Source organism: Finegoldia sp., assembly GCF_046991905.1.
Lineage (GTDB): Bacteria > Bacillota > Clostridia > Tissierellales > Peptoniphilaceae > Finegoldia.
The window spans coordinates 1-18,907 of record NZ_JBKWZF010000020.1; the positions used below are offsets into that span (position 1 = coordinate 1).

The following is an 18,907-nucleotide window of genomic DNA, read 5'->3' on the forward strand; positions in this document are numbered from 1 at the left end:
CACAAATCCTACGTCATTTCTTCTGTAATTCGTCAGCTCCTTTTCGTTGAATGTGCTGATGTCCTTGCCATCTATGAGCACATTTCCCTCGTCGTTGGTGTCCATTCCACCGAGAATATTTAAAACGGTGGATTTGCCCGCCCCTGATGAGCCGAGAATGATCGCCAATTCTCCTTTTTCTATTTCAAATGATATGTCGTTGTTTGCAATTATTTCGGATTGTCCTGATTTGTAGCGTTTGTAGCTGTTTTTCATTTCAATGTATGCCATGTTTCACCTCTTATATGAACAATGTGTTGATTTATCTTATAAATTATTTTATATTAAAAGTAGAATTGTAACAAAACACAATTGAACAGTTTGTTCATTTAAGGAGATTTTATGATTAGAGAAACGGATACGAGGGACAAATTAAAAAAAGCGTTGACGATTTTGTTGAACGAGAAAAGTTTGAACGATATTTCGGTGAGCGAATTGACGAAACAGGCCAACATCAATCGCGGGACATTTTATTTGCACTACGACGATAAAATGGATTTGGTGGATAATTTGGTGGAGGAAATTTTCGAGGAATTGAAGGAGATTTTGACGTCGGAAAAGATTGGCAGAAAATATTCATACGATATCATCAAAAAAGTTATCGATTATGTGAAGGATGATTTCGATTTTATTTACGCTTTGACGATGAACAGCTACAACTATATCAACGATATGTTGAGAAAGTTTTTGTTGGCGTTGATTGATACGCTTCCAGAGTTGAAGTATTCGATTGACAATCACCCGTTTTTGCCGAAGGATTATTCGACGGAGGTGTTCTTGTCCTTGAATTCGGGAATTATTTTGCATTGGATTAGAAAAGGCGGCGTGGAAAGCACTGATGAATTAGCGAATTATTTCTATCAAGTGAGCAATTTAAAAACGACTTAGTCAATGTGACTGAGTCGTTTTGCGATTAATCTTCAATTATATAACTGTCGACGATTTCTCCAAAATATGTGATGTGAAAATCCTTGTTGGAGCGAGGATTGGAGCTATCGACATCTTGTGGGTAATTTCTGTTCAAAATATCGTCTGGAAGTAATGACAAATCCTGTTCTTGACGATAAATTAGTTTGCATTCAATCGTTAAAGGAAGTTCTTTGATTCCATTCACAGAAATTGTTTCTGGCTCAACGAGTGTGAGGTTCGCTTCTTCTACTTTATCAACATCTCTTCCACTTTGGCTGCCACAAACTTTCATGATTTTTTTGTCGTAGGAGCCGATTGGGACGCTGATTGTGAATTCCGGATTTTCGTCCAACAATTCTCTGGTAAATCTTCCTTCTCTAACGTAGCACACGAACACAGGCTTGTTCCAATTGTAGCCTATTGTTCCCCACGCAATCGCCATGCTGTTGAATTTGCCGTTTGCTTTCGTGTTCAAAAATATTCCTTTCGGAAGTTCTTTTACAATGTCTGATGCGTAGTCCATTACGTCGATTTTTCTTTTGTTCATTAATTTTCCTTTCGTTTTGTTAATTGGTTATTAAAATTTTCTTCAATTAGCTCATACATTACAGAGGAGCGAATGTTTCCCAATTGATCTGTCCACGAATTTTCTTTAATTTCGGTATTGAAAAATCCTAGTTCTTCATAAACATGACGTGCCCTTTTATTCTCAACAGTTGTTGACAATACTATTTTCTCAAATCCTTTTGAAAACAACTCACTGATTAATAAACTTAAAATAATTTTTCCCAGACCTTTATTTTGATATTCTTCTTCACAAATTTTAATTCCAATCTCCACCGATTTATGAACAAGTTTCTTGTAATTCATTTCTCCAATTGGAAATTTGTTATATTCAATTATCAAGAGAGCATTATTTATCATGTCGTGATTTTTAATATTTTGTATAACTCTGTTATCGGTAGTGTTTAGTCCAAGAGGAAATCCTGCATGTTCCATTACCCTGCCATCATTCCACCATTTTAATAAATTAGGTACATCTTCCAAAGAGGCATTTCTAACTAATATTTCGTTATATTTTAAATTCATTAAATCTCCAGATTAATTATTGTTTAAATAAATGTTACTGTTTCTGACAAATCTTTTCTTTTGTCGTGAAGTGGATTGATTTCAGAATCTTCAGCAGGATAGCCGATGTCTAGCATCATTAGCACTTCTTCTTTTGCAGGTAGACGGAACTTTTTATGTGTGATGTCTGGATCCAAGAAATTAATCCAACAACTTTCCAATCCTTGGTTTTTCGCTGCTAACATCAAATGAGTAGCGACGATGGATGCATCTTCTATTCCAGAATTTCTTCTATCGCCAGGATATGTAAACACGTTTGTCTTATCAAAAGTTACAAGCAAAACTGTACTTGCGCCGTATCTACAAGGTGTCACTTCGTCGACTCTTTTCAAGTTTTTTTCTGATTGTATTACATAAATGTGATGTTCTTGCAAGTTCTTCGCTGTTGGCGCTAATCTTCCAGCTTCCAATATCTTGTCTAGTTTTTCCTTTTCTACCTTTTTGTCGCTATATTTTTTGCAAGAATATCGATTTTTAATCACTTCTTCAAAATCCATATTATTCCTCCCATAATTTTTAAAATCTAATACTAATATATCACATTTATGAGATTTTGTAATATTTTGACAAACAAAAAACCAGTACACATTTTCACGCATACTGGTCTGATTTTATCCTAATTTTTGTTGGACAAAGTTATTGATTACTTCTGTCAATTTTTGTTTTACATCTTCAGGGATTTGACCTTCTGATTCTTCAACTTTTTTGTAAAGATCTGGATATTGTTGTTTGATTTTGTCGACAACTCCTGATAGTACATTTCCTTGTAAAAATCCCGGTAATTTGTTCTTCAATTCATCTGGAATTAATTCCATAATTTTTTGTTCTGTGTTTGCCATTGTTAATCCTTTCTTTTTATTAATATTTTGGGCAATATATTTATACCCACATTTGAACAAATTAAAAAGGTCCAACCAAAATGATTGAACCTTGTTATATTATAATTTAACTACGTTAACTGCTCTGTCGCCTTTTTCAGAAGCTTCAACATCGTATGAAACTTTTTGTCCTTCTTCTAATGTTCTGAATCCTTCTTGTTGGATTGCGCTTTGGTGAACAAAAATGTCCTTGTTGTCTTCTCCTGTTATAAATCCAAATCCTTTAGTAGAATTAAACCATTTAACTGTTCCGTTACTCATAATATCCTCCTCGTTATTCCGTAGAATAACCGTACCACTGTACATTTTTATTTTTGTGATAACTAATTAATTTAAGAGAATAAAATATTTTACAAAACTTTGATTCACTACCTTAATTACTTACTACCTTTTCAGTATACAGCTGATAAGTTATACTGTCAAGCATTTTTGAATAATAATTTTTGTGTTTTATAAGTTTATTTTTTCATAGTTTTGTGTTTCGCAGTCATTGATGTAACTGTTAATTTGAAAACCCTAGTTCTTGGAATTGCTTTCGGGTTGAACTCAAAATGTTCTACGTGATATTTGTCCGTCATCACGGTCAATGCTCTGAATTTTTCCTCAGCATCTGTCACATATTCCACGATTCCTTTTCCCATGATGCTTGAGTAATTCATCGTGCAGTATCCCTTTTCTCTGTCGGAATACAAATCGTGGTCTGTGTCCATCTCAAAAGAAGCCTTGTTGTTCTTGTCGATGAGTTGGTATTTGTAGCCTTCCAGTGCGCCATGAAAATACAAAACCAATTGATTATCCACCACTTCATATCCAAAATTCAGTGGCAAAATATACGGATAGCCTTCGTCATCAACAAGCCCTAGCCTTACTACATCACACTGATCTATTATCTTCAATTGTTCATCAAAACTTGTGATTTCACGATCTTTTCTTCGCATTTTATCTCCTTTTCTTTAATGATTTTAGATATTGTTTTTGTTCAGGTGTTATTCTGAAACTTTCCCTGGATTTTTGTATAGTTTTGTTGTGCGTCCAATCTTCTAGCAAATTATCTTCCAAAACGAATATAACATCGTCCCACTGTTTTGCCAACGCCGTCGCGAAAAACCACGCAATCATCATGTTGACATAGTATTCTTCGCTTTTGATCTGAGCCGCAATGTTCAAATATTCAACCTTGAATTCATCATCCAAGAAATATTTCATCAACAAACAAATCGCGACCCTCACGGTGTATGTGTGGGAAGATTGTGCCCATAATTTTATTTTTTCGATTAATTTGTCGGTGTTTTTCGTGAAAATTTTTGGCGAAATACAGTCACAAACCGCCCAATTATCTACAAATGGAAGAAATTTTTCCAAGTGATTGATACAATCATCGTAACTTTTCATATTAGAAATCAAAATAGAATGAAGCATATTTTCTTCGTAGTAAGTGTGTGGCAAATCTTCCATGAAAATTTGCGAATGTTTTTCGTCTATTTTTTTCGCTAATTTTCTCAAATCAGGCATTCTAACTCCAATAATTGTGGATTGGTCGATTGTAGGGATTAGTTTCGCTTGAAAATCACGGTATTTCAAATCTTGTAGGGACTGAAGTTCATTAATTATTTCCATTTTTATTTCCAATCAAAGTATAAATCTTGTATCCAACGCTTACCGTCATCAATATTCCAAACACAAAAAGTTTTACTGCAACAGATGAGTTTCCTTGTTTGAAATATCCGTAACCTGCCCAGTACAGCAAGACTGTGACGATAGTAACGATTATCCAAAAAATCACCACTAATATTTTGTAAATTTTGTTGAGTGTCGGATTGCCTTTTCTATTTCTGAAAATTCTTTCGAATAACGCGATAAGTCCTACAACTATCAGCACGTAAATTATATTATAAACAAATTTATTCATGATATCATCCTTTGTGTAAAATTCTATGTACAGCAATTTATGTTTATATTATAATATGAATGGTGATTAAATGAAATACGTATTTTTGTTGAGTAGCAAGGCTGGAGCAGGCTCTTTTTCGGAGTTAGAACACTCAATCGTGAAGTGCTACTCAAGCAACAATTTGAAATATACAATAATAAAAACAGAACACAAAAACCACGCATCTGAAATCGTTCGAAAATACTGCGATTGTTCAGATGTTTTGTTGTATGTGTGTTCAGGTGATGGAACGTTAAACGAAGTCATAAATGAAATGAAGAAAACAAACGCAAAGTTCAGCGTCGGACTTATTCCTTCTGGAACGGCGAATGATTTCTCCAAGAATTTCGATTACTCAAATTTCAAAATCGAAAACACAATCAAACCTGTTATTGACGACATTGATTTGATCAAAGTCAACGACAGATATTGCGTGAATGTGCTTAGCTTTGGATTTGATACGGTGATTTTGAATTCTGCATATAATTTGTTGAAGAAGAATCCAAAACTCAGGGCAAATGCATATCCTATCGCAGTGTTGCAGAATTTATTTAAAATTCCTAAATACAAGTTGGAATCCACGACAAGTAACGGAGAAAATGGAGAAGTTAACTTGAAAGGATATTATCTGCTTGGCGCGATTTGCAACGGTGGTTTCTACGGCGGAGGATTCAACCCTTCTCCTTATGCTAAACTTACTGATGGCGTGTTGGAATTGTGCTTGGCAGAAACAATGCCTTTGTACAAAATAATCCCGTTGATTTTCAAATACAAAAAAGGCGCTCATCTGTCACATCCTATGATACATTTTCAAAAATTGACTAAAGGATGTATCAAATTCGAAAAAGAATTGATAGTAAATGTCGACGGCGAAATCTTCACAACGAATTACTTGGATTTCAAAGTGGTGCCAAAAGCATTGCGATTCGCTAAAGTTTGCGATTATAGGATGAAGTAGAAATAGAATTTTGTCACGGATATTGTACAATATTCGTGACAAACAAAACATAACAAATCTTAACATTACTCATCAAAAAATCAGAGCTGTTATACAGCTCTGATTTTTGTGTGTTAATTGCTATTTACTTAATTACGCTTTCCAAGTCTGTTACAATTGGGCTTGGAACGAATTTCTTTCCACCTATTACTGTGATTTCTGTTATTGTTTCTTTAACATACTCTCTAATTGTTTCTGGTGATTTTTTTCTATTTACTAATAATATAGGTGATGATAATCTTCCTGCTACTGGTGATACTACTAATGCATCTGCAAATACTTCTCCACTTGCTACGAATGCTTTTTCAGACTTAAATAGTTTTTTAGCAATTTGTGCTGCTGTATCGTATCTACTTCTTCCTGCGATTCTTTCTGTGTTCTTTGGTAGATCTTTTTTTACTTTTTCTGATACGGAGTTTACTCCTCCTGCTATTACTGTTTTGTTGATGTATTTGTTTAGAACTTTTGTAATTTGTGTATCAATAGTTGTTTTTTGTACTAGTAGTATTGGATATTCTTGTTGTGCTGCATATGCTCCTGCCGTTAATGCATCCGCAAAGTTTTCGCCGCTTGCAATTATTGCAGTTTGTTTTGCAGATAGTTTTAAAAGTCTTTCTGCTATAGCTGCTGATGTTTCATACCTACTATGTCCAGCTATTCTTTCTATTTCTTTATCATATTGTCTTAATTCTTTTTCTACTTTAGTTGATATAGAATTTACTCCACCTACTATGATTATATTTGTTGCTTTTAATCTTTTTATTTCTGCTTTTACTGGTTCTTCTAATTCATTTTTAGATGTCAATAATATAGGTGCATTCAATTTTTTAGCTAATGGTGACGCCGTTAATGAATCTGGATATTCATCACTTCTAGCAATTATTACTGTGTTTGCTTTTTCGTAGTATTTTTTGGATACTTCTATTGCTGTATCTATTCTATTTCTACCTGAAATTCTATTTTCTTCTGTTGGTTGTGGTTTCTCAGATGGTTGGTCTTCATCGTCTGTAAATCCTGTTTTTACGTTGATTCTTACCTCTACTATATCACCATTATGGCGTTGAATTTCTCCTGGTCTGCTTTCGTAATCATAAGTAATAGATTCCTTATCCTTATCCAACACAATTTTGTTTCCTACGAGTTTACCATTTTTTAAATTCTTTATTCTTTTTGGATTAGGCTTGCCTGGAAGTTTTGCCAAATCAATAAATCTATGGTTAATATCTGTGTAATAATTAAATGATTGCATATCTGCTACTAACCTGTCTAATTCTCTATTTTTAGTGGTATCCAATGATTGCAATCTATTGTTTCTTAGATTTAAATAATTCAATTTTTTATTATTATTGATATCTAATTTTTCTAATTCATTATCTGAGCAACTAAATTTATCAAGATTTACACAATCTTTCAAGTCTATGCTTTTTAGCTTATTTGAATCAACGTTAAGATTCGCTAAATTTTTACAATTTTTTAGGTTTATTTCTTTTAATTTATTATACCATAGTTCACCATATTCAAGTTTTGTATTATTGCTTAAATTTAATTTTTCTATATTTGTAAATTCAAGTCTTAATACAATAAGCTCATTATTATGGCTTAAATCTAGCTCTCTTAAACTATCATTTCCAGAAAAATGAATCTTTTCTAGCTTAGTATTTTTTGATGTATCAACATAATTAACTGAATATCCCAAAAATAGAGATTTGATTTCTGTAAAATATTCTAGCCCTTTTAAATTTTTTTCACCACTTTCCGCAAAAATAGATGTTACATAATTAATTTCATCTTTGCTAAATTTTCCATCTTTGTTTTTATCAAACTCTTTAATATTCTTTCTGAACTTAGCATCAGGAAAGTTTGTTTCATTGATTTCAACGTCTTGCCCTGCAGCAAATGATGAGTTGAATGAAAACGCTCCTATAATCAATGCAAATGCAAGGATTACTTTGGTCAACATACTAGATTTTTTCATAATTTCCCTCCGTTTTTTATTGACTTTCGCAATTTTATAATTGCAAAAGTCTTTTGGTTAACTATATTGTATTCCTTATATATATTTTTTGCAATGTTTTTATAAATCTTTTTTCTATTATTCCATTCTAAAAAACCAGAGCTGTATAAAACTCTGATTTTTATATGTTATTATTTTATTGCTGCTTCTAAGTCTGTTACTATTGAGCTTGGAACGAATTTCTTTCCACCTATTACAGTAATTTCTGTTATTTTTTCTTTTACGTATTCTTTAATTGTTTTTGGTGATTCTTTTCTATTTACCAATAATATTGGTGATGATAATCTTCCTGCTACTGGCGATACTACTAACGCATCTGCAAATACTTCTCCACTTGCTACAAATGCTTTTTCTGACTTGAATAATCTTTCTGCAATTTGTGCTGCTGTATCGTATCTACTTCTTCCTGCAATTCTTTCTGTGTTCTTTGGTAGATCTTTTTTTACTTTTTCTGATACGGAGTTTACTCCTCCTGCTATTATTGTTTTGTTGATGTATTTGTTTAGAACTTTTGTAATTTGTGTATCAACTGTTGTTTTTTGTACTAGTAGTATTGGATACTCTTGTTTTGCCGCATAGGCACCTGCTGTTAATGCATCCGCAAAGTTTTCTCCACTTGCTATTATTGCTGTTTTTCTTGCAGATTGGTTTAAAAGGCTTTCTGCTATTGCGGCTGATGTTTGATATCTACTATGTCCAGCTATTCTTTCTACATCTTTATCATATTGTCTCAATGCTTTTTCTACGTTAGTTGATATAGAATTTACTCCACCTACTATGATTATATTGGTTGCTTTTAATCTTTTAATTTCTGCTTTTACTGGTTCTTCTAATTCATTTTTGGATGTCAATAATATAGGTGCATTTAATTTTTTAGCTAATGGTGATGCTGTTAATGAGTCAGGATATTCATCACTTCTGGCAATTATTACTGTGTTTGCTTTTTCATAGTATTTTTTGGATACTTCGATTGCTGTAGATATTCTATTTCTACCTGAAATTCTATTTTCTTCGTTTGGTTGCGGTTTCTCAGATGGTTGGTCTTCATCGTCTGTAAATCCTGTTTTTACATTTATTTGTATCCTCAATAAATCTCCAAATTCACGTTGAATTTCTCCAGGTCTACTTTCGTAAGAATATCTTACAGATTCTTTACCTTTATCCAACACTATTTTATTTCCTACTAATTCTCCATTTTCTAGTTCCTTTATTCTTTTTGGATTAGGATTACCAGGAAGTTTTTCTAAATAAATAACCTTGTGATTAATATCTGTATAATAATCAAATGTTTGCAAATCCACTACAAAAAAACTTAATTCTCTATTTTTAGTAGTGTCTATCGCTTGTAATCTATTACTTCTAGCATTTATGCTTTGTAATTGTTTATTCTTACTAATATCTATTGTTTCTAGATTGTTATTTTCACAATCAAGATCCTTAAGATTTACGCAATCTGACAAATCTAATTCCTTTAACTCGTTATAAGTTAAGATTATTTTTTTTAAGTTCACACAATTTGTAAGATTAATTTCTTTTATTTTGTTATGCCATAAATTAACTTCTTCAAGTTTACTATTATTACTCAAATCTAATTTTGTAAGAGCATTATCTGATAAGTCTAATTCTTTTAACTCTGTGTTTTTACTTAAATCCAACTCTTTTAAATTTTTGTTAAGAGTGCAATAGATTTTCTCAAGTTTTGTATTTTTAGATAAATCAATATTTTTTACATTATCAGAAGCAGAAAATGATTTTATCTCAGTAAAATACTCAATACCTTTAAAGTTTTTTGGTGTATTTACAATTGTATTAATACTTGTTACCGATTTAATTTCTTCTTTGCTTAATTTTTCGTCTCGATTTTCATCAAATTCTTTTACATATTCCCTGAACTTAGCATCAGGAAAGTTTGTTTCATTGATTTCAACATCTTGCCCAGCAGCAAATGATGAGTTAAATGAAAACGCTCCTATAATCAATGCAAATGCAAGGATTACTTTGATTAACTTACTTGTTTTTTTCATAATTTCCCTCCGTTTTTATTAACTTTTGTGATTTCCTATTTACAAAAGTCTTTTGGTTAACTATATTGTATTCCTTATATATTTTTTTTGCAATATTTTTATGAATTATTTTTCTCCTATCAAAAAACTTCCAAGATCGTTACAATCCCAGAAGTTATCCCCTTTATTTTTAAATATTCTAATTATTTAACGTCGTAGTCGAATTCACTTATCGACCTTTTGCTGTCTATGTTTTGTTCTTTAAGAAATTCCATTTCTTTCAACCCTTTAGATTTTGCGACAACAGATTTAGGAAATGACACGATTTCTTGATTTATTATGCTGATATTGTTGTTTACTATTCTCTTTGCAGCTGCTAATTGTTCGTTTTCGTCGCTGATTTCGTCTTGAAGATTGATGAATTCTTGTGATGATTTAAGGTCTGGGTAGCTTTCAGCAAGTGCAAATATTTTGCTGATTTCACGGTCTTGGTTTTGTATTGCTGCGTTAAATTCTTTGATATTTGCATTTTGTCGAAGTTTAATTACATCCGAAAAAGTTGATGTTTCATGTTTCGCGTATGATTTGGCAACTTTTATCATTTCACAAATTGTGTCGTATCTTTTGGCTAGTGCAATGTCTACGTTTTTCTTGGATTCGTCTATTACGACTTTGTATCGGTTAAATCTATTCGATGTTTTTACCCACCAAATTAATACTATTAAAATGATTAATGCAATTATTCCAATTGCTGTGAATTCCGAATTTAAAAATCTGTCCATAATTTCTCCTTATAATTTTTCACCTATTATATCTATTAGAGAGTAAAATCCTGATAATTTTTCTCTAACTTTTTCGTATTCTGTTGAAAGCGACAATTCATCAACTTGTTTTTTCGTTTGTGGTAATGCAAATAAAAACGCATTTGATTCAAATGATACGGAGATGTATTGTTCGTTCATGTACAAGCACACTCTCATTTTTTCTTTCCAATCGTTCAATAACTCTATAATTTTAGGATCTAAAATTAGTCTTGTGTAGAAATCATCTGTTGAATATATTGCGTATGAGTTGTTAAATTCAATGGATTCCGTCTCAATTTCTTTTTCTATTTTGGTTTTCCTTCCGTAGCTTCCATGATTTCTAAACCCAAGCACTTTCCCTTTTTTTATGGGAACTACTCTTATGTGTCCATTTATTTTAGTGTCAAATTTCGCCATCAAAACCTGTCCACAAAAATCAATAGTTTGTCGTGTGTGTCCTTCACTATCTTCAGTTTCTGTGTATGCTTGCATATTAGAAAACTCTGTTTTGTAATCATCACCAAATACTATGTGGCAGTTTCCAAAATAATACTCAGAATTAGGAACCAACCTTTGCATCACTTTCACATCAACTTTCTTAGAATAATCAATTGTTGTATCCGGCAAGATTTCATTCAACACTGGTAATAGGAAATTATCAGTGTAGGATGTTGCAAGTTCAGTTCTTCGTTGTTTTGAATATTTGTTCCAAAAATATACTAAAGCCGCCATGACAAGAATTGAATAAATTCCTAGCATCGCTCTTAATGCAATAAATCCAACCATAGCACCTATAACTAAAAATGGATTAATGATGTTGTCCTTCATTCCATTTTTTACTGAATGTAGTTTTGATTGCATTTGTGGAGAATTTTCTATTTGTTCAATTCGCTTTACTATTTCGGGATTGGTGAATTTATCCCTGTATTTTTTCCTCACTGCTTTTCCTTTCACTCACTATTTTTGTACATGCTTTCATTTATATTTATACCCGATTATTCGCGAAAAATAAGCTATTTATACCAATTCTTGATATTTTTACAAATATTTTACAAAGATTTATTGTGCATATAACATAAAAAAGACACCTTCTTACTGGTGCCATACTCGTATAAATTTATTTTTTTGTTATGCTCATTCCTATAACCATACCCAAAAGCATACCGATTGATATCGAAGTCGCAATGTCGAATTTATCGGAGATAGTTCCTAAACCCGCGCCTAGCATCATTCCCAATGCCATCCCAAATGACATATAATTTTCAGGCGAATTTTTTGATTGTGTTTTCGATTTTTTGATGACGATTAGGACTAATATCACCGTTATAATCAAAGGTAAAAGTATTTTAAATATTTCCATGTCTTCTCAAATTTATAAACCTTTCTTGAAACAAATAATCCTGTTTGATTCTTCATCTGACTGTAGAATTTCTTTAAATTCTTCTAATTCGTAAACATTTCGTTATCACATATTTTTGTAGCCATTTTAATGAGTATACGTGTCTCTTTCATTGTAGCTTCTAATACTTTAATTTATTTTACCTTCTTCTCTCAATTAGATTTTATTCTTAGTAAATTAACTTGTCAATGATTGCATAAAAAAAATGACCTCCAAAGTCATTAAACTTTTAAAGGTCATTCTATATTATTCTGTTAAATTTTTCCCCGATAATTTGTACACTTTTTTCGCTCTGTTTTTGAGTCTTGAATCGTGAGTTACACATATAAGTGTCATTTTCTTATTCAATTCATCGAGCAAGTCCAAGAATTTGTCGACGTATTCTTCATCCAAGTTAGCTGTTGGTTCGTCTAATATTAAAAGCTCAGGTTCATTTATCAACGCTCTTAAAATCATTAGCTTTTTGATTTCTCCACCGGATAAATTCTTCGCACTGTTTAGTTGAAGAAGTTCTTCCATGTCGTATTTTTTGATGAATTTTTCATAATCAAAATTTGATACGCCTGAGATTTCCGCTTTCATTTCTAGGTTTTCTCTTACAGTTAAGGCTGGAAACACGATTAAATCTTGTGGTACGAATGATACTTTTTTCGAACGAAGATCTGATATTTCAGCGTCCGTAAAATCTTTGACTTCTTTGGAGAAAAGCTTTACGCTTCCTTCGTCGTAATTCAAAAATCCCAAGATCACATTTAATAGCGTACTTTTTCCTGCACCGCTGGCTCCAACTATAGCGATGTAGTCATTTTCATCAACCGTTAGGTTCAAATCTTTTAGTACTTCGTTTTTTCTATCTTTATTGATGATGTAACTTTTTGTCAAATTTTCAATTTTTAATATTTCCATTTAATTACCTCTCAATTTTAGTGCTAATTCTTCTTTGGATATTTTGATTACGTTGAAAATTTGTGTTATCAATGCTATTACGATTACAACGGCTAATGTAATTAAGGATATCATCAAAATTTCCTTTGCATTTACGCTCATAAACGACAAATCCAAAGATTTTTCTATCTGTCCGGAGAACAACTTGACTGTGAGTATGGATAATCCAATTCCTAAAACTGCTCCGATAAATGATAATATTACAGAGTATTTTAGGATTATGGTTTTGAGTTTACTCTTTGTTATACCAAGTATTCTTAGAGTTGCCATTTGTTTTTCTTTGTCTTTGAAATCAACTGTAAATATCGAAATTAATACGATTATTGCCATTATCAATGTAAATGTTAGTAGTATTTTCAAATATTTCATAAGAGAGAACATTTCTTTGGATAGATTGTCTACGAAGTTTTTGTTCATGACAACCATAGTGTGTGTACCTCTAAGTGATTTCATAAGGTTAACTGTTAATTGCTCACTATCTGCATTATCTTGTTTTTTTATTAAAATTGAAGATATTTCAGAATTTGGAACGTATTTTTGCGGATGAACTTTAATAGAATCTTGTAGCATTTTCTTCGCCGTATCAAAATTCATGAATATTGCATTATCAAATCCAAGACCAGTTTTCATTAATTTTGATTTTACTTTGTATTTTTTGCCAAAAAAAGTCAATGTGTTTGCATCAACTACACTCACATTATTTCCGATTAAAATTTCTCCGTCTTTCAATTCCTTCACATCTTGTTTCATCCAAGGTTTTATTGTAAAGTCCTTTTCAAAATCAATTCCTATAGCTTGGACAGGGAATGAACAACAAGATTCTTGAAGAGTCGCAATGTACAATTGTGGAGCTGCTTGTTTTACTCCTTCGACTTTTTGTACTTTATCAAGTACATCATTTTGCATGTAGAACTCAGAAGGCTTACCAGATACGAATAATGCTTCCTGTTCTTTTCCGCTTTTTTCTGGAACAATCATCATATCTGCGCCCAATCTTTGTTTCATATTGTCGATTGAATTGTTAAGTCCAATTGAAAAATACATGCTTACAAACAAAAGTGCGGACACTATCGCCATAATCAAAACTATTATAAATGTTCTGACAGGATTTGATGATATCCAGTTTTTCAGGTACAATTTATCTTTCATCTATACTCTTCTTCAATACAACAAGGTATGCTATTGAAATTATAGTTAATATGATTGAACAAATACTAATCGCTGGAATTGTCTTCATTTGACAAGCGGCACCCGCGTGTTTACAACCGCCTATTACAACCTTTGCTAATAGGAATGAATCAATAGCTAAAATTGGAACTGCAATATTAATTCCCCATTCGATTTTTTCGTCTTTAATGATATATGCAATTACCAATAAAATCACTATGCTTACAGCTATAACAAATACTGCATTTGACATGTGGAAGCATTTCATTGGCATTTTGCCTGGCATTACTTCGCATGGTTTTGCGATAACTTTTGGTATTAATGCTAGAATAACTGCCGCTACCAATTGCAAAATTTTTAAAATCTTCTTCATAGTTTTTCTCCTTAAATGTTTAACGTTTCTAAAATTTCATTTCTGTAATCTGTGAACTGTTTGCTAGTTCTATTTCTTGGGTAATCCATTTCGATTTCCAAGATTTTCTTTATTCTACCTGGTCTTGGTTCCATTATAACAACTTTGTTAGATAAGTAAATGGCCTCATCGACATCGTGTGTTACCATTATCATTATGTGTTTGTTTTCTTGCCACAATCTAATGAGTTCATCTTGCATGTTCATTCTAGTGAATGCATCCAACGCTCCTAGTGGCTCGTCCAACAAGAACACGTTAGGTTTGTTAATCATCGTTCTGATTAATGCAACTCTTTGCGCCATCCCTCCAGATAATTGATGTGGATATGAGTTTTTGAATTCCATTAAGCCAACTTTTTCAAGAAGTCTGTCTACTTCCTTTTCGTTGTTTTGTTTTTTCAAATTTGCTGAGAACCCAACATTTTCTCCGACTGTTAACCAAGGAAATAGTGTCGGTTTTTGAAATACCATTCCTCTATCGCTGTCTGTTCCTTCAACTTTTTTGCCGCTTAAAGTAATGGATCCTGTAGTTGGAACGATAAGTCCTGCAATTAATCTTAAAAGAGTGGATTTACCACAGCCTGATGGTCCTACGATGCACACAAATTCTCCATCTTCGATTGTCATATTGATATCAGTAAGGGCATGAGTTAATCCGTCTGAATCAGTTCTTAAAAAGCTTTTAGATACATTTTCAAAAATCAAATTATTCATTATTCCATCCCTTCTTGCCATTTAAGGACTCTCTTTTTAATTAACGACAAAACAAAATTAACAGCGATAAATGTAAGACATATTATGATAATCGCTCCGTACATGCTGGCGTATTCTGCCCAAGATTTCTTCCATGTGATATACCAACCAAGTCCCGATTCTACACCAAGCATTTCTGCTATCAAAAGAGCTGTACAAGCAGAACTCATTCCTATTGTAAGTCCACCGAAAATATTTGGCATAGCTGATGGAATGGCAATTTTGGTAATCAATTGATTGCTTGTTGCTCCAAGTGTTTTTGCCGCTTCGTAGTTTGATTTGTCCACGTTCAAAATACCTGTGATTGTAGAGATTGTCACCGCATACCATACACCCAAAGCTATTATGAATACCGATCCATAGAACAAACTTGTAGCCAATACCATTACTAATGGCAACCATGTAGTTGTAGGAATTGGTCCTAAAAGTTTCATAAATGGAGATATCCAATAGTTTACTTTTTTAGAATATCCACACAAAATTCCAGTTATAAGTCCCAAAATCGCTCCGATGAAATACCCAGTAAATAGCAACTTCAATGAACTTTTTACCGATTTTATAAGTAATGCTTGGTCAGTTATTATTGCGTTTAAGATTTTATCCACCCATGGGAAATATGGTAGTGTTAGTATTCCTGTTTTTAATGTCAAAAAATCATACAATGTCAACAAGAAGAATACAAAAGCATAAAAAGGCGCTTTGTAGACTAATTTTGCTCTAACGTTCTTTTTGAAAAATGATGCTATGAAAAACACTCCATAAAGTGCAACAAATGACCAAATAAACACCACATAAGTATTAGTTTGCATGGAATCAGGTTTTAAGTTTGGATATAGAACGTATTCAAAAACACAAATAACTCCCATGATTATTGGGAGAATCAATTTAACAACGTCTAATATTTTCTGAGCCTTTGTTTTAGGTCTGGATTCTAGTTCAATAAGTTGTTCCCTAGTTAACTCATCTAACTTTTCGTTTTCCATCATTACCCCTTTCTTTATTAAAGATAAATTTTGCGGACTAAATTAATAATCCGCAAAAACCTTACTTTATTTTTTATTTTACTACTGATTCATCTACACCCATTGGATTCCAGAATTTCTTCATTAAATCGTCAGTTGATTTTTCGTTTGAAATAAGTCCGAACTTTTTGTAATCGTCAATTGTACTTCTGATAGCAGTTTCGGTATCTTTTTGAGAAATTTTGAAATCATAAGTATTCATCATTCTCAATGCTTGATCGAAGTCTCCACTTGCCCAGTGATTGTCGAACAAAATTTTTGTTGCTTCTTCTTTGTTGTCTTCAACCCAATGTTTAGTTCTCATAATTGCTGTAACAACTTTTTTTGCTGTTTGTGGGTTATCTCTGATGAAGTCAGCGTTAAGAACGTGTACACAGCATGGTTCTTTTTGGAAATCCGGATCAGTTGTAAGTGATCTGATAGACTTGATTTTTCCTTCGTTGACAAATTTTTCTGCAAATTGATCACTTAGAAGTGTTGCTTGGATTTCTCCTTTTTCTAACGCTTGGATAACTGCTGATGTTTCAACTGGTTTGAATTTGATTTGTTTTGCATCAACTTTGTCGTGTTCTAAAAATCTCAAAGCAATGTTGTGGTCAGAGTTACCAATTCCGTCTGGAACTGCGATTGTCTTTCCTAACAAATCACTTGTTTTGTTGATTTTGTCGTCGTTAAGTACATACAATGATTTACAGCCAGTTTGGGCTCCAGCTACTAATTGAACATTGATTCCGTTAATTGATGGTACCAATACTGTTGCCAAGTGGTCAGAGAAAACTTGAACTTTATTAGTTCCAACTGCATCAAGTCCTGATTGAACGTTGATAACTTTAACTTTCAATCCTTCTTTTTCAAATTCTTTGTTTACAGCAGCAATTCCTGGTGTTCCTGTACACAATCCACCATTGTAACCGATTAGAATTTCTTTTCCATACATTGGTTCGTCTTCAATCTTGCCAGTCGTTTTTGTTTTTTCTGTGCTGGCTTTTTCTTCTGTTTTCTTATCTTCTGTTTTAATTTCACCATTTTTCACGCATCCTGTGAATAATACTGATAAACAAATAGCTAACAAGAATATTTTTAGTCCTTTTTTCATGTAATCCTCCTACATCTTAATTTTTTGATAATTTAATATGATTTCTCATACCTAAATAATTCTAACATACAATAACTATTTAGATTAATTGAAATTTTCTATAAATAACGTCTTTTTATCGTGTTTTTGCAAGTTTTTATCATTTGAATTTTTGAAAAATTCAATTAAATGTTGATTTATTAGTATTGCATTGTTTTATTTCATTTATAGGTTTTTTCTATAAATAAATCCTCAATTGTTAAATTTATTTACAAATGGATATATTAAAATAAAATATTTGTCTGTTTTGTAAAATAAGGCGTTTATGGTAAAATATAGATATATTGACTACCATGAAGAGAGAGAATATTATGGATTTAAAACAATTAGAAACGTTCATAACTGTTGTGGAATGGGATAGTTTTTCTGAGGCTGCGAAGAGACTTTATCTGACGCAACCTACGATAAGTACCCATATCAAACAAATCGAAAATGAACTTAATGCAGAATTATTGAAAAGAACAACTAAAAAGTTGGAGCTTACACCAGAAGGAAGAGAATTTTACAATTACGCCAAGGCTATTTCAAGAATCATGGAAAGTATGCAAGATTCTTTTTCGAAAAAAAGTCTCACAACTTTCAATATCGGAGCAAGTTCTGTGCCTGCGACTTATATTCTACCTTCTCTTTTAACGAAATATCACAAGTCTCACATCAAAACTTTGGTGAATATAATTCAATCTGACAGTTTGACTACTATAGATGGAGTTATAAATGGTTCAATCAATATAGGAATTGTAGGTATGACTACAATGGATAAGGATCTCACATTCGAAAAAGTTCTTAGTGATAAACTGGTAGTGGTCACGCCTTACAATGATTATTACAACGCATTGAAGAAGAACAACGTGAAGATCAGCTCCATTTTGAAAGAGCCGATTATTTTCCGTGAACAAGGTTCTGGAACGCTTAAAGAATCTATGAAGATGATAGACGCTTTAGGAATCAGCAAAAATTCACTGAATTTGATTGGAACAGCAAATAGCACCGAAACATTAAAACAATGTATTAGAAACGGTATGGGAATATCCATCATGAGTAAACTTTCCGTTGAAGAAGAAGTTGCCAATAATCAATTGATTTCTTTTAAGATTGACGATTTTGAATCTGTAAGGCATTTCTATCTAGTGTATCGTTCCAATTCGTTGTTGTCAGAGCCTGTGATAGATTTTGTAAAATTCACAAAGAAATATTTGGAAGAAAATTTTTGATTCATAAAAATAACCGCAATAGCTCATACTGTAAGCATTGCGGTTTTCTTGTGTATGTTTTTATATCAAAGTATAACGAGTGAGTCCTCTTGAAAAAATCCGTTCGCTAAAAAAGTAAAGTTCATTTCGTCTCGATTACAAAAATTGGAAAATTCTAATCTTA

Annotated in this window: 23 protein-coding genes; 3 read left to right on the plus strand and 20 right to left on the minus strand. The window is 32.3% G+C overall.

What is annotated here, in order from left to right:
• On the minus strand, positions 1-270 hold a 270-nt coding region (locus ACLUJM_RS08435; RefSeq protein ID WP_412412626.1), incomplete at its 3' end, for an ATP-binding cassette domain-containing protein.
• A gap of 111 nt (positions 271-381) precedes the next feature.
• Here ACLUJM_RS08435 and ACLUJM_RS08440 point away from each other — a divergent pair.
• Positions 382-927, plus strand: coding sequence for a TetR/AcrR family transcriptional regulator (locus ACLUJM_RS08440; RefSeq protein ID WP_294684966.1), 546 nt, complete (start codon positions 382-384; stop codon positions 925-927).
• Positions 928-952: 25 nt separating this feature from the next.
• On the opposite strand, the gene ACLUJM_RS08445 is transcribed toward ACLUJM_RS08440, so the two are convergent.
• The 8 genes from ACLUJM_RS08445 to ACLUJM_RS08480 all read right to left on the minus strand — a co-directional run bounded on the left by ACLUJM_RS08445 (position 953) and on the right by ACLUJM_RS08480 (position 4,863).
• A complete protein-coding gene (locus ACLUJM_RS08445) occupies positions 953-1,495 on the minus strand; it encodes a flavin reductase family protein (RefSeq protein WP_094210347.1) in 543 nt (180 codons plus the stop codon).
• A complete protein-coding gene (locus ACLUJM_RS08450) occupies positions 1,495-2,037 on the minus strand; it encodes a GNAT family N-acetyltransferase (protein ID WP_294684968.1) in 543 nt (180 codons plus the stop codon). Before ACLUJM_RS08450 ends, ACLUJM_RS08445 begins: the two co-directional genes overlap by 1 nt.
• Positions 2,038-2,060: 23 nt before the next feature.
• Positions 2,061-2,573 (minus strand): nitroreductase family protein, encoded by a 513-nt coding sequence (locus ACLUJM_RS08455; protein ID WP_294684969.1) that lies wholly within the window; start codon positions 2,571-2,573, stop codon positions 2,061-2,063.
• Between the two features lie 114 nt (positions 2,574-2,687).
• A complete protein-coding gene (locus ACLUJM_RS08460) occupies positions 2,688-2,915 on the minus strand; it encodes a hypothetical protein (protein ID WP_294684970.1) in 228 nt (75 codons plus the stop codon).
• A 99-nt stretch (positions 2,916-3,014) separates the two neighbouring features.
• Positions 3,015-3,215: a cold-shock protein gene (locus ACLUJM_RS08465; RefSeq protein WP_035108999.1), complete on the minus strand. Its 201-nt coding sequence runs from the start codon at positions 3,213-3,215 to the stop codon at positions 3,015-3,017.
• Positions 3,216-3,412: 197 nt separating this feature from the next.
• Positions 3,413-3,892, minus strand: a complete 480-nt coding sequence (locus ACLUJM_RS08470) for a pyridoxamine 5'-phosphate oxidase family protein (RefSeq protein WP_294684977.1) — start codon at positions 3,890-3,892, stop codon at positions 3,413-3,415.
• A 1-nt stretch (position 3,893) separates the two neighbouring features.
• Entirely contained in the window at positions 3,894-4,571 is a 678-nt protein-coding gene (locus tag ACLUJM_RS08475; RefSeq protein WP_002834739.1) for a DNA alkylation repair protein, read from the minus strand.
• Entirely contained in the window at positions 4,558-4,863 is a 306-nt protein-coding gene (locus tag ACLUJM_RS08480) for a hypothetical protein (protein WP_412412627.1), read from the minus strand. Before ACLUJM_RS08480 ends, ACLUJM_RS08475 begins: the two co-directional genes overlap by 14 nt.
• Positions 4,864-4,933: 70 nt before the next feature.
• Between ACLUJM_RS08480 and ACLUJM_RS08485 the strand changes: the two genes are divergently transcribed.
• The gene (locus ACLUJM_RS08485) at positions 4,934-5,842 is read left to right on the plus strand and encodes a diacylglycerol/lipid kinase family protein (protein ID WP_412412628.1); all 909 of its coding nucleotides are present in this window, start codon (positions 4,934-4,936) and stop codon (positions 5,840-5,842) included.
• A 124-nt stretch (positions 5,843-5,966) separates the two neighbouring features.
• Here the strand turns inward: ACLUJM_RS08485 and ACLUJM_RS08490 are convergent, their stop codons facing one another.
• The 11 genes from ACLUJM_RS08490 to ACLUJM_RS08540 form a co-directional block, all read right to left on the minus strand.
• On the minus strand, positions 5,967-7,856 hold the full coding sequence (locus ACLUJM_RS08490) for a cell wall-binding repeat-containing protein (RefSeq protein ID WP_304067367.1): 1,890 nt from the start codon (positions 7,854-7,856) through the stop codon (positions 5,967-5,969).
• Positions 7,857-8,026: 170 nt separating this feature from the next.
• Complete coding sequence (locus ACLUJM_RS08495) at positions 8,027-9,919, minus strand: cell wall-binding repeat-containing protein (protein WP_412412629.1); 1,893 nt, start codon at positions 9,917-9,919, stop codon at positions 8,027-8,029.
• A 182-nt stretch (positions 9,920-10,101) separates the two neighbouring features.
• Positions 10,102-10,680, minus strand: a complete 579-nt coding sequence (locus tag ACLUJM_RS08500; RefSeq protein WP_412412630.1) for a LemA family protein — start codon at positions 10,678-10,680, stop codon at positions 10,102-10,104.
• A gap of 9 nt (positions 10,681-10,689) precedes the next feature.
• Positions 10,690-11,640, minus strand: coding sequence for a DUF3137 domain-containing protein (locus tag ACLUJM_RS08505; protein ID WP_294685956.1), 951 nt, complete (start codon positions 11,638-11,640; stop codon positions 10,690-10,692).
• 178 nt (positions 11,641-11,818) lie between these two features.
• Positions 11,819-12,061 carry a DUF2700 domain-containing protein gene (locus tag ACLUJM_RS08510; protein ID WP_294685954.1) on the minus strand — a complete coding sequence of 81 codons (243 nt, stop codon included), beginning with the start codon at positions 12,059-12,061 and terminating at the stop codon, positions 11,819-11,821.
• Between the two features lie 285 nt (positions 12,062-12,346).
• Entirely contained in the window at positions 12,347-13,006 is a 660-nt protein-coding gene (locus tag ACLUJM_RS08515) for an ABC transporter ATP-binding protein (protein ID WP_304065771.1), read from the minus strand.
• Positions 13,007-14,194, minus strand: coding sequence for an ABC transporter permease (locus ACLUJM_RS08520; RefSeq protein WP_304065767.1), 1,188 nt, complete (start codon positions 14,192-14,194; stop codon positions 13,007-13,009). It abuts the gene before it with no gap.
• A complete protein-coding gene (locus ACLUJM_RS08525; RefSeq protein ID WP_316095040.1) occupies positions 14,184-14,585 on the minus strand; it encodes a DUF4418 family protein in 402 nt (133 codons plus the stop codon). Before ACLUJM_RS08525 ends, ACLUJM_RS08520 begins: the two co-directional genes overlap by 11 nt.
• Before the next feature lie 11 nt (positions 14,586-14,596).
• Positions 14,597-15,358, minus strand: a complete 762-nt coding sequence (locus ACLUJM_RS08530; RefSeq protein ID WP_304065761.1) for an ABC transporter ATP-binding protein — start codon at positions 15,356-15,358, stop codon at positions 14,597-14,599.
• Positions 15,337-16,359 (minus strand): ABC transporter permease, encoded by a 1,023-nt coding sequence (locus ACLUJM_RS08535; protein ID WP_308580765.1) that lies wholly within the window; start codon positions 16,357-16,359, stop codon positions 15,337-15,339. The genes ACLUJM_RS08530 and ACLUJM_RS08535 overlap by 22 nt, the downstream gene beginning before the upstream one ends.
• 73 nt (positions 16,360-16,432) lie before the next feature.
• Positions 16,433-17,494 (minus strand): ABC transporter substrate-binding protein, encoded by a 1,062-nt coding sequence (locus tag ACLUJM_RS08540; protein ID WP_294685946.1) that lies wholly within the window; start codon positions 17,492-17,494, stop codon positions 16,433-16,435.
• A gap of 350 nt (positions 17,495-17,844) precedes the next feature.
• Between ACLUJM_RS08540 and ACLUJM_RS08545 the strand changes: the two genes are divergently transcribed.
• Entirely contained in the window at positions 17,845-18,744 is a 900-nt protein-coding gene (locus ACLUJM_RS08545) for a selenium metabolism-associated LysR family transcriptional regulator (RefSeq protein ID WP_304065756.1), read from the plus strand.
• The last annotated feature ends 163 nt before the right edge of the window (positions 18,745-18,907 follow it).